The sequence below is a fragment of the Hypnocyclicus thermotrophus genome (assembly GCF_004365575.1).
GTDB lineage: Bacteria > Fusobacteriota > Fusobacteriia > Fusobacteriales > Fusobacteriaceae > Hypnocyclicus > Hypnocyclicus thermotrophus.
Map to the genome: position 1 here is coordinate 1 of NZ_SOBG01000010.1, position 15,704 is coordinate 15,704.

Here is a 15,704-nt window from a genome sequence, read left to right on the forward strand (position 1 = left end):
ATTTTCCCTATTTCAAAATAATCTACTCCTACTTTTACACATGTTTCATATACTTTCTTTACAAATTCATCACTAAAATGATAGTTATTTATTAACCCCCCATCTCTTATTGTACAATCAAGTACTTTTACATCATCTCTTACTGTAAGCCAGCTACCTTTCTTATGAATATTTACAATTTTTTCTTTTGTCATAAAACTTCCTCCTAAATTCTACTATTCTACCGTACTACAAATACTATTATACTCTATTCGTATAAATTTTAAAAATTATTTTTTTGAATATTTTTGTATCAATATATTAAGATAATTTTTATAAAAAATCAAGTATTATTTTTTTTACTCTTATTTTACATTTTTAAAATATAATTTTTACGTTCTTATGATATTATTTATTATCAATAAAAATTATTAATAAAAAATTTATTTCGAGGTGAAAAATGAAAAAAAGAAAATTTTTTTTTATACAATATGTAAAAAAAATATATAATTTATTTAGAAAATTTAAATTAAATAATATCAATTTTTCTAAAGATAGCATTAAAACTAAAATAACTATTAGTATCATCCCTATAATTCTTTTAATACTTTTAATTATTAATATTTATAGTTTAAATGCTGTTGAAAATAGTATGTACGAAAAAGCTATTACTAAAACAGAACTAAGTTCAAATAATTTAAGAGAATTATTAAATACTAAAATAAATACAATTAAAAATATTTCTATTCTTCTTCAAAATATAGATAAAAAAAATTTACTTTTAAAATTAGATGCATTGTCAAAACACGATAAAAAAATAGACTATTTCTTTATTGCTGATAAAACTGGTATCGCTTTGTCTACTAAATCAAAAAAATATAATTTTTCAAAAGAAAAATTTTTTTTAGAAGTAATAAAGGGGCAAATGTTTTCTTATGATACTTATAATGATGATGATAATAAAACTCTTATTCTTACATCACCTTATTTTTACCAAAATAAATTAGAAGGTGTTATTGGAATAGCTTTAAATATAAAAAAATTAAATAATATTGTTAATTCTATTATCTTAAGTAATGATGGTTATAATTATATAATCGATCAATATGGTAAAATTTTAATTCACCCAAACAATGATATGATTGGAGTAAATTTAAGAAAAGTTTCTAATAATAGAAATTATAATATAACTCAAAATATTGTTGATGCAATTAATAAGATAATAGATCGAAAAAAATATGTAAAATACAAATTTAATAATGTTTCTAAATATGCTTTTGGAAATAAAATAGAAAATTATGATACTATTCAAGCATCAGATTATAGTTTTTATTTCATCTCTACTATTCCAAGTAGTAGCTTTTATAATAAACTAAATAATTTACGTATAAATATAATTTTATTTACATTATTTTTATCTTTAATTTTATCCAGTATAATATATTTGATAATAAATAAAGTTTCTAATAATATAATAAATGTAAAAAATATGATGAAAGAAATTTCTTTAGGAAATGGCGACCTTAGTAAACGATTAATTATTACTTCAAAAGATGAAATAGGAGAACTAGCAAAATATTTTAATATTTTTATTGAAAAAATAGAAAACATAGTTATTTCTACAAAACAAGAAAGTAAAAAAGTTCATAAAATATCTAAACATTTAAAAGAAGATATGTTTCTTTTATTATCAGAAAATATAGAACATAAAAGTAATAGTTTAAAGTATAAAATGAAAAATATTATAAATAATATAGAAAATCAATCTATATCCGTAAAAAATATACATGGAGAAATTACAAACATTTCAAATATTATTACAGATATAACTAATCAATCCAATTCAAGTCTAAAAATATCTTCTGAAGCTGCTAATAGTGCAACTAAAGGAAGTAAAATATTAACTGAAAGTTTAAATAATATACAAGAAATAGAATTAATTGTAAATGACATGGAAAAAGAGATTTTTTCTCTTAGCAACGAATCTAAAGAAATAGCAAAAATAACAGTACTAATATCACATATATCAGAACAAACAAATTTACTTGCATTAAATGCAGCAATAGAAGCAGCGAGAGCAGGAGAAGCAGGAAAAGGGTTTGCAGTAGTTGCTAATGAAATAAAAAAATTAGCTGCTCTTTCAAAAGAATCTACAAACAATGTTGATTTTTTAATTAAAAATATACAATCAAAAATAGATAATACCGTCAAAATAGCAAAAGAAGGACATATTAAAATAGAAAATAGTAGTAAAACATCGAAAAAATCAGAAAAAATATTAAATGAAATTATTGAAAAAATAAATTTAACTAATAATTCAGTACAAATAATCCACAATAAAACTTATGAACAAAATCTTGCTATAAGTAAAATAATTGAACTTATCAATACTATTAGTAATAATAGTATTGATATAGAAAAAATTTCTAAAGAAGAATTAAAAATTATGGAAACAGTTATCAAAAAAAATATTCATTCTTCTAAAAAATTACTTCACGCTTCTGATAAATTAAAAAAGAATGTTGCTCAATTTAAAATAACTAAATCAAACCAAATAAAAATTGATTCTTTAAAAGAAAACTTTATTCCTGATATTATATATAATAAAGTAACAAAACTCTAAAAGCTGCCAAACTTTGACAGCTTTTAAGTTATTTTCCCCAGTTTTCTGGATCTATATTCCATGTTTTTGCTATATTTAATTCTTCTTCTGTTATAAATTTATCCTCTTTTGCTACTTCTAAAAGAGTTGAAAAATTAGTTATTGTTTCAAAATTTGTATTTATTCTTTTAAAATTATCAAATGCTTTTTTAAATTCATATGAAAATATAGCTGCTACTTCTACTTCACTTGCACCTTCACCTTTACAGGCTTCTACAGCTGTTATACAACTTCCTCCTGTTGAAATAAGATCTTCTATTACTATTACTTTTTTACCTTTGACTTCTGCCCCCTCTATCTGTTTTCCTGCACCATGAGCTTTTTTCTTACTTCTGATATATGCCATAGGTTTATTTATTCTATCTGCTATAAATGAGGCCCAAGGAATTCCTGCTGTTGCAGTCCCCGCTATCACATCATACTCTTTATCTTTTAATAAATCTATAAATGTATTTACTATTTCTCCTCTTTCTTTTGGAAAAGCTATCATTTTTCTATTATCACAGTATATAGGACTTTTTATTCCTGATACAAATATAAATGGTTCTTTTACATTAAGTCTTACCGCTTCTTTTTCTAATAAATGTCTTGCTATATTTTTATTCATTAATATCTACTTCCCTTCCTCTGTTATCATAAAATTCATCATTTTCAAAGATTTTTCTTCCATTTACTATAGTAGTAATTACTTTCCCATATACATCCCATCCATTAAATGATGTATAACCACATTTTGATACTATATTTTCATTCTTTAGTGTATATTTATTTTTTATATCTACTATTATTATATCTGCAAAATATCCTTCTTCTAATCTCCCTCTACATTTTATATCAAATATTTTTGCTGGGTTTTCAGAATACATTTTTATTATTTTTTCAAGTGAAATTTTATTGTTTTTATATGCTGTAATTAAAAGAGCTAATGATGTTTCTACTCCAGGAATTCCAAAAGTAATTTTTTCTTCTTTTTCTTTTAATAAATGCGGTGCATGGTCTGTTCCTATTGTATCAATTACCCCTTCTTCTATTGCTTCCCATAATGCTTTTACATCTTCATCTGTTTTTAATTCAGGTTTCATTATATTTATATAAGTTTTATTCTTTTTTGTTAAAAATAAGTGATGTGGAGTTACTTCACAATAAATATTTTTATATTCTTTTTTATATTTTTTTATGATTTTCAGCTCTTCTTTAGTAGAAATATGACATAAATATAATGGTTTATCATGTTTTATTGCAAGCTTAATAGCCTTTTCCACCATTTCACCTTCTGCATGTACTGATATCTTTTTACTTGTTTTAAATATATTATCAAGAATTTCATCATCTTCTATAAGCATTTTTCCTGTTGATACATTCATAAATATTTTAGTGGAACATATATTTTTAGCTTTTTTTATTTCATTTGAATTATCATTATAACTGCCACCAAAATGAAATCCATAATTTACTATTGATTTTTTTGCAAGTTCTCTTTTTAAATAAAGGCTCTCAATATCAATTGTAGCTGGATTTGTATTTGGCATATCAATAAATGTAGTTATTCCTCCCTTTGCACATGCTTTACTTCCTGTTAAAAAATCTTCTTTCTGCGTAAATCCTGGTTCTCTCATATGAGTATGTACATCTATCATTCCTGGTAAAGTATAATTTCCTTTTGCATCTATTATTTTTGTGTTTTCCCCATATATATTCTCATCAATTTTAATTATTTTTTCATTATTAATAAGAATATCCATTAGATTATTATATCCTATTAATTTTGCATTTTTTATTAGAAGCATTTTTCAACCCCTTTTATTTTTAATTGAAATTATAATTAATTTATCTAAATCCATTTTCATAGTATTTTAATTATTGCTCTACTTCTTAGCATATAAAAAATTCTTATTTAAATTATAGCTTGTTTTATTTCATCAAGTACAAGCTTTGCAGCTTCTTTAGGATTGTCAGATTTTGTTATAGGTCTACCTACTACTATATAATCACAATTATTTTTTATTGCCTCATATGGTGTCATTACTCTTTTTTGATCATTTTTAGCTGCCCACTTTGGTCTTACTCCTGGACATATTGTTTTAAAATTTTTTCCATATTTTTCTTTAACTGATTTTGCTTCAAGCGGCGAACAAACTATTCCATTTAATCCACTTTTATAGGCTAAATCTGCTAATTGACTTACTATTTCTTTAGTAGTTTTAGTAGTTGAAAACATCTCATTAAGGTTACTATCTGTAAGACTTGTAAGTACTGTCACAGCTATAGCTAGTTGACTTTTATTTTTTGTAAGTTCTGCTACTTTTTTCATTGTTTCACTGCCAACACTAGCATGAATATTAAACATAAATACATCTTTTTCTATTGCAAATTTACTTGCAGCAAAAGTAGTATTTGGAATATCATGAAATTTTAAATCTAAAAAAACTTTTTTCTCTAAACTATGTATATAATCTACTGCCTTTCCATAAGAATTTAAAAATAATTCAAGTCCTACTTTAAATATTTCCACTTCATCTTTTAATTCATCTATTGTTTTTTTAGCCGATTCTAAATTATCATAATCAAGTGCTACAATTAATTTTTCTTTATAATTCACTATCTTCCCCCTATTTTATTTTTCTTTATAATTTTGCTATTTATGCAATATTCCTACTATATCAGATATATTCTTTAGTTTTTCTTCTTTACAATATTTATTAAGCCCTTCAATAACTTCTACTGGTAATAATGGATTTGTAAAAATACTAGTTCCCAACGATACAGCAGAAGCTCCTGCCATCATAAATTCTATTGCATCTTTGGTAGAACTAATTCCACCCATTCCTAATATTGGGATATTTACAGCTTTATATACTTGATATACTATTCTAAGAGCTACTGGTTTTACTGCAGGCCCTGAAAAGCCGCCAAATATATTTCCAAGTACAGGTTTTTTCTTCTCTATGTCTATTGCCATTCCAAGTAATGTATTTATTATAGCTATTGCATCAGCACCATTATCTTCTACAAGTTTTGCAATATAAGATATATCTGTTACATTTGGAGATAATTTTACTATTAGCGGTTTTTTAGTTACCTCTCTTACTTTTCTAGTTACTTCGGCAGCAATTTTAGGATTTGCACCAAATGCCATTCCACCGTCTTTTACATTTGGACAAGAAATATTTAATTCTATACCAGCAATCCTATCTATCTTATCTATTTTTTCAGTAAGTTCTACATATTCTTCTATTGTTTTCCCATTTAAATTTACTATTAAATTAGTAGAAATATCTTCTTCCAATTCTTTCATTGTTATATTTTTAAAATGTTCAAATCCCGGATTTTCAAGACCAATCGAATTTAACATACCAGATGGGGTTTCAGCTATTCTAGTTCCTGGATTCCCTTTTCGAGGCTCTAAAGTAAGTCCTTTTAAAACTATTGCTCCTAATACATTTGGATCAAAATAATCACTATATTCTTTTCCCCATCCAAATGTACCTGAAGCAGTCATTATAGGATTTTTCATGTCTATCCCACAAAAATTTGTCTTTAATTTATTCATTATTTTATCACCTCTTTACTATTAAATACAGGCCCATCTTTACATACTTTTTTCATTCCTTTTGTTGTTTCTATAGAACACCCCATACATGCTCCTGTTCCACATCCCATTCTTTCTTCTAATGACACTTCACAATAAATATTATTTTTATGAGCTACTTCCGCTACTTTTTCCATCATTATATGTGGCCCACAAGTAAATATCATATTAATATTTTCTTTTTCTAAAATCTCTTTTAATTTTTCTACTGTATTTTTCTTTTCACCTATACTTCCATCATCACTTACTACTATTGTATTTTTAAAATTAATATTTTTTAATATTTCAAAAGCATATTTATCTCTTCCGCCAGCTATAAAAACAACTTTATTTTCTTTATTTACCTGTTTTATTAGCTCTTTTAATGGTGCTATTCCCATTCCACCACCTATTATAGCTATTTTTTTATCTTTTATATTTATAGAAAATCCTTCCCCCAATGGTCCCTGTATATTTATTATATCTCCAGCTTTAAGAGTAGACAATTCTTTAGTTCCTTTCCCTACTGTTTCATAATAAAATTCTAAAACTCCATTTTCTTTATCAATATTATGAATACTAATAGGTCTTCTAAGTATAAGTGCATTATCTAAAGGTTTTATCATACAAAATTGCCCAGCTTTAATCTCTTTTATTATTTTTTCACTTTTTACTTTTAATAAATAGTATCTACTTCCTAAACAAATATTTTCAATTATTTTTACATCTTCTAAAAAAGCTGCCATTATTCCCCCTTATTTTATTGATAATTTTTCTATTTCTTTTTCTCTTTCACAGTAATTACATCTTGCTGTATTCTCTTTTTCATCTATATAAAATTTTGATTTTACATTTTCATTATTAGTTATACATTTTGGATTTGTACACACTAATATATCTTCTATTGTTTTTGGTAAACTTGGTATTAATTTTTCTTTTACTTTAAAATTCTCTATAATATTCACTGTAATATTATGTGCAATAAGTGTTATTTTTTCTATTTCTTTTTCAGTTAAATATTTATTAGCTATTTTTATAAGTCCCTTTTTTTTTAAAGATTTACTTGGTAGATTAAATGCTAATGTTATAGTATCGTCATATTCTGACAAACTTAATATTTCCATTATTTTTAATGTTTTTTCTGATGGAATATGATCTATTACCGTTCCATTTTCTATAGCTGTTATTTGTAATTCCATTTTAATCCCCCAATTTATCCAATTTATTTAATGATAATGCAAGTAGTGCTTGCCTTACTGGTACTCCATTTTTTGCTTGTTCAAAATATTTCGCATAAATTGTATTATCAAGATCTATATCAATTTCATCTACTCTAGGAAGAGGATGTAATATTCTTAGATTTTTATTATTTGCCTTTTCTATAATTTCTTTATTTATTATATATATTCCTTTTACTTTTTGATATTCTTCATCATCAGGAAATCTCTCTCTTTGAATTCTTGTCATATAAAAAAAGTCAATTTTAGATAAAATTTCATTATAGTTATTCATTGATTCATATTTTATATTTAATTTTTCCAACTCTTTTAAAATATATTTTGGCATTTGAAGATTATCAGGAGCTACAAAATAAAATGTAGTATTAAAATGTGAAAGAGCTCTAGCTAATGAATGTACTGTTCTTCCGTATTTCAAATCTCCTACAAATGCTATTTTTATATTATCTAAATTCCCACGTTCTTTTTTTATTGTGTATAAATCAAGTAATGTTTGAGTTGGGTGTTGATTTGCTCCATCACCAGCATTTATTATAGGTATTTTTGAAATTTCACTTGCTAGTTTTGCAGATCCATCATTTGGATGCCTAATTATTATAATATCTGAATATGCTTCAGCCATTCTTATTGTATCTGCTAATGATTCGCCTTTAGATTTTGACGTTCCTGCAGGTGAATCAAATCCTAATACTTGTGCTCCAAGCCTTTGAGCTGCTGACCAAAATGATAATCTCGTACGAGTTGATGGTTCAAAAAAAAGAGTTGATACTATATATCCTTTTAAAAGTTCATTATTTGGATTATTTTCTATATATTCTGCTGTATCTAAAATATGCTCTATCTCTTCTTTTGTTAAATCATTAAGTGATATTATATCTTTCCTTGATTTATACATTTTACCCCCTATATTCTCTATATTTTTATTTAGTAATAATTATTTGAAATACTATATTTCATTTATATCAAATACCTCTTGAACATTTTTATGTATTTTATTTTCTAATATGTTTATTACTGCATTTAATGTATCCAATGATGTAATTATCTCTATTCCATATTCAATTGCTGTTCTTCTTATTTTAAATCCATCACTTTGTACATTATTTGCTTTTGTTGGAGTATTTATTACTAAATCTATCTCTCTATTTTTTAATTTATCTAAAATATTTGGATATCCCTCAGTAATTTTATTTATTATTTCACTTTCTATTCCATTTTCTTTTAAAAAATTGTGAGTTCCTTCTGTTGCTATTAAATTAAATTTTAATTTTATAAGTCTTTTTGCTATATCTATTAATTCTTGTTTGTCGCTATCTTTTACTGTTACAAGTACATTTTTTCCAATTTTAGTATAATCTTTATTAGACGCTATAAGTCCTTTATATATTGCCTCTTCTACTGTTTTTGCCACTCCAAGTACTTCTCCTGTAGATTTCATCTCAGGTCCTAAACTTACCTCTACATTTGATAACTTCTCTGTAGAAAATACTGGTACTTTTACTGCTACTAAATCTGCTCTTTTGTATATTCCAGTGCCATAAGGTAACTCTTTTAATTTTTTACCAAATATACAATTTGTCGCAATCTCTATCATTGGTACACCTGTTATTTTACTTATATATGGTACTGTTCTACTTGAACGAGGATTAACTTCTATTATATATAATTCTCCTTTAAACTCTATAAATTGTATATTTATCATTCCAATTACGTTTAACTCTTTTGCTATTTTTTTTGTATAATCAAGTATTTTTTCTTCTATTTCTTTTGATATATCTTGGGTTGGATATATTGTTATACTATCACCAGAATGTATCCCTGCTCTTTCTAAATGTTGCATTATTCCTGGAATAAGAATCTCTTCACCATCACATATTGCATCTACTTCAAGCTCAATTCCATTTAAATACTTATCTATTAATATTGGATTTTCAGGATCTCTATCAAATGAATTTTCTAAATATTTTATTAAGTTTACTTTATCATAGCATATTTCCATACCTTGTCCACCAAGTACATATGATGGTCTTACAAGTACTGGATATTCTAATATTTTAGCTGTTTTAATTCCATCTTTTACAGACCATATAGCTTTTCCTTTTGGTCTATTTATACTAAGCCTTTCCATCAAATCTTCAAATCTTTCTCTATCTTCTGCTTCATCTATTTTGTCATAAGAGGTTCCTAATATTTTAATTCCTTTTTCATCTAATATTTTAGCAAGTTTTATTGCTGTTTGCCCACCAAATTGTAATATTACACCAATAGGTTTTTCTTTTTCTATTATATTTAAGACATCCTCTGATACAAGTGGTTCAAAATAAAGTTTATCTGCTATACTAAAATCTGTACTTACAGTTTCAGGATTATTATTTATTATAATTGTTTCATAACCTAATTTTTGTAATGCTTTTATTGAATGTACAGTACAATAATCAAATTCTATTCCTTGTCCTATTCTTATAGGTCCACTTCCTATTACTGCCACACTTTTCTTATCTGTGATTTCTACTTCATCAAATTCATCATAAGTAGAATAATAATACGGTGATATTGCTTCAAATTCTGCCGCACAAGTATCAACCATTTTATAAGTAGGTTTTATTTTATATTCTATTCTTTTATTATATATGTCAAGTTCATCTATTCCCATTAATTCAGCTATACCTTTATCAGAAAATCCTTTTCTTTTTAAATCTTTTAATAACTCAGGAGTTAGATTTTCTAAATTTAATGCTTTTAAATGCTCTTCAAGCTTTACTATCCATTCAAATTTTTCTATAAAAAAAATATCTATTCCTGTAAGTTTTGCTAAATTTCTTTTAAAATATCCTCTTCTTAAAAGCTCTACAAGGTCAAATATTCTTTCATCATCCGGTTTTTGTATTCTTTTTTTCAACTCTTCTATACTTCTTTTAGATGCTAATTTATGTACTAAATTATGTTGTCCTATTTCCAATGAACGTATTCCTTTTAAAAATGCACTTTCAAAATTACTTGAAATTGCCATTATTTCTCCAGTTGCCATCATTTTAGTTCCAAGTATTTTATTTGCTTCTTTAAATTTATCAAATGGCCATTTTGGAATTTTTACTACTACATAGTCAAGTGCTGGTTCAAAACACGCATATGTTTTTCCTGTTACATCATTTTTTATTTCATCTAATGTATAACCGAGGGCTAATTTTGCTCCAACTTTTGCTATAGGATATCCAGTTGCCTTAGATGCTAATGCTGATGATCTACTAACCCTAGGATTAATCTCTATTATTGCATATTCAAATGAATCTGGATTTAATGCAAATTGAACATTACACCCTCCAATTACTCCTATTTCATTTATTATTTTTATAGCCGAAGTTCTAAGCATTTGATATTCTTTATCACTAAGTGTTTGAGAAGGTGCTACTACTATACTATCTCCTGTATGTATTCCAACTGGATCAATATTTTCCATATTGCATACTGTTATACAGTTCCCATTTCCATCTCTCATCACTTCATATTCTATCTCTTTCCATCCCAAAATTGACTTTTCTACAAGTACTTGACCTACTCTACTTAACTTTAATCCTTTTAACAAAATATTTTTTAATTCTTCTGGATTATCTGCTATTCCTCCACCACTTCCTCCAAGTGTATATGCTGGTCTTACAACTACAGGATATCCTATCTCTGCTGCGAATTTTTCCCCTTCTTCAAGCGATTCTACTATTTTACTTTGTATTATTGGTTCTCCAATTTTTTCCATAGCTTGTTTAAATAGATCTCTATCTTCTCCTCTTTTAATTGATTTGATAGAAGTTCCTATTACTTTTACATTATACTTATCTAAAATTCCTTTATCATAAAGTTCTACTGCTATATTTAATCCAGTTTGTCCGCCCATACCAGCTAAAATACTATCTGGTCTCTCTTTCTCGATAATTTTTTCTATAAACTCTACTGTTATTGGCTCTATATATACTTTATCTGCTGTTGTTTTATCTGTCATTATTGTAGCTGGATTACTATTTACAAGTATTACTTCTATTCCTTCTTCTTTTAAAGCATTACATGCTTGCGTTCCTGAATAATCAAATTCTGCTGCTTGTCCAATTACTATTGGTCCAGAACCTATTACAAGTGTTTTTTTTATAGATTTATTTAACAATTTTTATTCCCCCTCTATATTACTTTTGATTTAATAATTTTTAATAAATTTTTCTTTAATCTAACATTTTTAAAAAATCATCGAAAATATAAGCTGTTTCTTCAGGCCCTGGTGCTGCTTCTGGGTGAAATTGTACACTTCTAATATTTAAATTCTCTATTTTCATTCCTTCTACACTATTATCATTTAAATTTATATGCGTAAGTGTAGCTCCTTTGGGAAGTTTATCTACTACATATCCATGATTTTGTGAGGTTATATAAATTTTATTTTTCTCCAAATCCCTTACAGGATGATTTCCGCCTCTATGCCCAAATTTTAATTTTACTGTATTTCCTCCAAGTGCAAGTGATAATAATTGATGTCCAAGGCATATTCCCCAAATTGGTTTTTTACCTGCTAATTTTTTTATGTTTTCTATTATTTCTGGAATATCTTTTGGATCTCCTGGTCCATTTGATAAAAATATAGCTTCTATATCACTATTTAATATCTCTTCTGATTTAGTATATGCAGGAAATACCGTTATATCGCACTCTCTTTTTTTAAATGATTCTATTATATTTTCTTTTATCCCAAAATCTAATATTCCTACTTTTTTACCTATTCCTGAAATTCTATATTTTTCTTTACACGTAACATTTTTTACAGCTTCTTCATTAGTAAAATTATCAAATTTTTCTTTTAATTCTTTTTGAGTAAGTTCTTTTGTTGTAATTATTGCTTTCATAGTTCCTTTATCTCTTATAAGTTTTGTAAGATACCTTGTATCTAGTCCTTTAATTCCCATTATCTTATTTTGTTTTAAAAAAGCTCCTATACTTAATTCACATCTAAAATTATTTGGTAATTTTGCTTCTTCTTTAATAACAAACCCTTTTACTTTTATTCCTTTTGATTGCATATCTTCAAGATTTATCCCATAATTACCTATTAATGGATAAGTTGTAATAACTATTTGTCCATAATATGATGGATCTGTTAAAAGTTCTTGATATCCTGTCATAGATGTATTAAATACTAATTCACCTACTGTTTCTGAAATATAACCAAATGCCTTCCCTTGAAATACTTCTCCTGTTTCAAGAATTAATTTTGCTTTCATTTTTTCCCCCTTACATAAAAAAAGAGCAGTAACTACTAAAATTAATTAGTAGATACTACTCCTATATTTATATTTAAATTATTTAATAACAAAAACTTTATCAAAAACAATATATTAATATCAAAAATATATTGTTTTAAAAAATTAAATTTTTTAAAAACTTTATATTTCATAAATTTCTTTTTAAAAAAACTTTTTTTTATTTTCAGTGGTAATATATTAATTTTATTTTTAAATTTTATAAATTTTTTCATAAATACCACCTCCATACTTGAACTCAAATTGTAGATAGTATAGCAGAAAAATATTTTTTTGTAAAGTTTTTTATGCAATTAATTATACAACATTCCCTAAAAATATTTTTATCATATTATTTATCTTTAATAAATAAAATAATAATGTTATAATTTATTATATTTATTTAAAGAGGTGAATTATGAAAAAACTAACTATTTTATTTTTATTTTTAATAATTTCTATTTTGACTTTTACAAATAAACTAGATGATTATAAAGTATTTTCTACAAATAATTTTGAAATTTTTTATCCTAAGGATTATGAATACAAAGCTATAAAAGTTGCTTATTTTTTAGAGAAATATAGAAATAACACAATAAATTTTGTAGGAAAAGAAAATAATGAAAAAATAAAAATAATTATTAACGATGCAGGCACTTATTCAAACGGATATGCAAACAGTTTAGATAATAGTATTACTATCTATGCAAATACGCCCTCTACTACAACTGAATTTGGATATATGAATGATTGGGAAAGATTAGTATCTGTACATGAATTTACTCACATAGCTCAAATTAATAACATGGATAATAATTATACAATATTAAATAAATTTAATAGTTATATAAAACCAAATATGTTTGTTCCTAATTGGATTATAGAAGGAATTGCTGTAATAAATGAATCTAAAATAGATAGATTTGATGGAAGATTAAATACTGGATATTTTGATGCTCTTATAAATGCTAAAGTCAATTACAATGATTTTCCAAATTTATTAGAAATGAATTATTATCATGATAGTTTCCCTAGTGGTCAATATTATTTATATGGTTCTAAATTTTTAGATTTCTTAGAAAAAAAATATGATAGTAAAACTTTAACCTCTTTTTTCGATAAACAAGGTAAAAATTATTTTGCTACTTCTTTTGGAATATTTTTTCCAATGTTTGGAATTGATAATAGTGCAAAAAAAAGCTTCGGTAAACCTTTTAAAGATTTATATAATGAATGGAAATTATATGAGTATAAAAATGCACAAAAATATAAATTAAATAAAAATAATATTCTAATTAATACAAAAGAAAGTGATAATTATTTTTCTTTAAATCCGTATAAAAAGAAAATATTTTATTTTAAAAGAGAAAAAATATCGAATGAGCCTTTTGACTATCAAAATAGGTATTTTTTAATAGAATATGATACTATAACAAAAAAAGAAAATATTTTAATCAAATTAAATTCAGCTCCGACTACCCAAATGGAAATATATAATAATAAAATATATTTTTCAACTAATGAAATATCAAAAAATTATAAAAATTTTGAAAATAATTCTATTGGCTATAATAAACAATTATTTAGTTATGATTTAAATAATAATAAATTAAAAAAATTATACAAAGGTAACTTTAGAGATTTTACAATTTATAATAACAAAATTTTATTATCAAAAGAAAAAAAAGGAAGTTATGGAAGTGAAATAATTGATATTAATAACAAATTAATATTTTCAACAAATAGATTTATTGATGAAATTTTAATTTATAATAACAAATTTTATTTAGTTAATAAAAAAGAGTTTGGAAGCTATAATATATCAATGTTAGATATAAAAAATAATAAATTAATAGATATAATAAACTCTCCTTGGCATGAAACAAATATAAAAATTTTTAATAATTTCCTTTATTATACTTCAAATAAGAATTCAAAAATTAATAGTTATCGATATAATTTAAAAAATAAGAGTATCGAAATATTATCCAATAATTTATATTCTGCTGAAGGAATAATTTTAGATGATTTTTTGTACTATATTGCTCTTACAAATAATGGTAAAATAATTAATAAAATAAATTTTATACCTGATAATAATAAATCTAAAAACACAATAAAATATTTTGAAAATAAAAAAGAAATATCTGTTTTGAACAATATAAATATTTATAAAAAAAATAAAAATATTAATATAGAAAATAAAAAATATTTATTAAAACCATATTATAATACATTAGGTAATTTAGAACTTGGTACTCAAGATGCTCTCGGAATAAATAAATTTTATTTTAAAAGCAACTACTCTTTTGATTATATAAAAGCTATTTATGAAAATAACTATTTCAATTCTACTAAAATTTATCTTAGCAAAATAATAGATGATGATAATAGCTTAATATTTACACTAAATTACAATCTATATAAAAATTTAAATAATTTTATTAATAATATAACTCTTGTCTATATTACAGACTTTAGTTCAAATATTTTAGGTGATACTATTAGTTTAAATAAAAATAAATACGATCTAACTTTAAAAAATTATTTTAATATTACTAATTATGGAAATAAAAATACTATTAATTTAAATATAAAAAACAAATATTTTACAAATAAGTTATATTTAAATCATTATTACAATTATAATATTACTAATTATTTTAGAGGATATGGCAAAATCAATATAGAAACCAATAAAAATAATAATTATTTTAATAGCTTAGATAATGTATTTAAAATATTTAAAATAAGAAATGGTTTATGGAATCCAAATATTTTTATTGGTGATATTTACGCTAACCTTTTCTTTGACAATTTATTATTAAATAATAACTCTTATTATAGTTATGGATTTGAATTAATCTCTGAATTAGGTATGGCAAACTCTTTATTATTAGCTCCTAAAATAGGATGGGCTAAAAATAATGATAATGAAAAAGAGATCTATTTTGGATTTTATGGTGAATTATAAATATGAA

The 15,704-nt window shown here is 24.3% G+C and carries 13 protein-coding genes; 2 read left to right on the forward strand and 11 right to left on the reverse strand.

The features are described from left to right. On the reverse strand, positions 1 to 194 hold a 194-nt coding region (locus EV215_RS09650), incomplete at its 3' end, for a hypothetical protein (RefSeq protein WP_208320369.1). Between the two features lie 245 nt (positions 195 to 439). On the opposite strand from EV215_RS09650, the gene EV215_RS09655 reads away from it, so the two are divergent. After that, entirely contained in the window at positions 440 to 2,602 is a 2,163-nt protein-coding gene (locus tag EV215_RS09655; protein WP_134113811.1) for a methyl-accepting chemotaxis protein, read from the forward strand. Between the two features lie 28 nt (positions 2,603 to 2,630). Here EV215_RS09655 and pyrE read toward each other — a convergent pair whose 3' ends face one another. The 10 genes from pyrE to EV215_RS09705 all read right to left on the reverse strand — a co-directional run bounded on the left by pyrE (position 2,631) and on the right by EV215_RS09705 (position 12,959). After that, complete coding sequence (pyrE, locus tag EV215_RS09660) at positions 2,631 to 3,248, reverse strand: orotate phosphoribosyltransferase (protein WP_134113812.1); 618 nt, start codon at positions 3,246 to 3,248, stop codon at positions 2,631 to 2,633. Then, positions 3,241 to 4,428 (reverse strand): dihydroorotase, encoded by a 1,188-nt coding sequence (locus tag EV215_RS09665; RefSeq protein ID WP_134113813.1) that lies wholly within the window; start codon positions 4,426 to 4,428, stop codon positions 3,241 to 3,243. The genes pyrE and EV215_RS09665 overlap by 8 nt, the downstream gene beginning before the upstream one ends. A 107-nt stretch (positions 4,429 to 4,535) precedes the next feature. After that, complete coding sequence (gene pyrF / locus EV215_RS09670; RefSeq protein WP_134113814.1) at positions 4,536 to 5,240, reverse strand: orotidine-5'-phosphate decarboxylase; 705 nt, start codon at positions 5,238 to 5,240, stop codon at positions 4,536 to 4,538. Positions 5,241 to 5,276: 36 nt separating this feature from the next. Continuing rightward, positions 5,277 to 6,191, reverse strand: a complete 915-nt coding sequence (locus EV215_RS09675) for a dihydroorotate dehydrogenase (protein WP_134113815.1) — start codon at positions 6,189 to 6,191, stop codon at positions 5,277 to 5,279. Continuing rightward, the gene (locus EV215_RS09680) at positions 6,191 to 6,955 is read right to left on the reverse strand and encodes a dihydroorotate dehydrogenase electron transfer subunit (RefSeq protein WP_134113816.1); all 765 of its coding nucleotides are present in this window, start codon (positions 6,953 to 6,955) and stop codon (positions 6,191 to 6,193) included. The genes EV215_RS09675 and EV215_RS09680 overlap by 1 nt, the downstream gene beginning before the upstream one ends. Before the next feature lie 9 nt (positions 6,956 to 6,964). Next, entirely contained in the window at positions 6,965 to 7,408 is a 444-nt protein-coding gene (gene pyrI / locus EV215_RS09685) for an aspartate carbamoyltransferase regulatory subunit (protein WP_134113817.1), read from the reverse strand. A 1-nt stretch (position 7,409) separates the two neighbouring features. Further along, positions 7,410 to 8,342, reverse strand: coding sequence for an aspartate carbamoyltransferase (gene pyrB, locus EV215_RS09690; RefSeq protein WP_134113818.1), 933 nt, complete (start codon positions 8,340 to 8,342; stop codon positions 7,410 to 7,412). Positions 8,343 to 8,393: 51 nt separating this feature from the next. After that, positions 8,394 to 11,600 carry a carbamoyl-phosphate synthase large subunit gene (carB, locus tag EV215_RS09695; RefSeq protein WP_134113819.1) on the reverse strand — a complete coding sequence of 1,069 codons (3,207 nt, stop codon included), beginning with the start codon at positions 11,598 to 11,600 and terminating at the stop codon, positions 8,394 to 8,396. Positions 11,601 to 11,655: 55 nt separating this feature from the next. Next, on the reverse strand, positions 11,656 to 12,705 hold the full coding sequence (locus EV215_RS09700; RefSeq protein WP_134113820.1) for a carbamoyl phosphate synthase small subunit: 1,050 nt from the start codon (positions 12,703 to 12,705) through the stop codon (positions 11,656 to 11,658). A gap of 41 nt (positions 12,706 to 12,746) precedes the next feature. After that, positions 12,747 to 12,959, reverse strand: a complete 213-nt coding sequence (locus tag EV215_RS09705; protein WP_134113821.1) for a hypothetical protein — start codon at positions 12,957 to 12,959, stop codon at positions 12,747 to 12,749. Between the two features lie 182 nt (positions 12,960 to 13,141). Between EV215_RS09705 and EV215_RS09710 the strand changes: the two genes are divergently transcribed. Beyond that, entirely contained in the window at positions 13,142 to 15,697 is a 2,556-nt protein-coding gene (locus tag EV215_RS09710; protein ID WP_134113822.1) for an RNA polymerase beta'' subunit family protein, read from the forward strand. Positions 15,698 to 15,704: the final 7 nt, after the last annotated feature.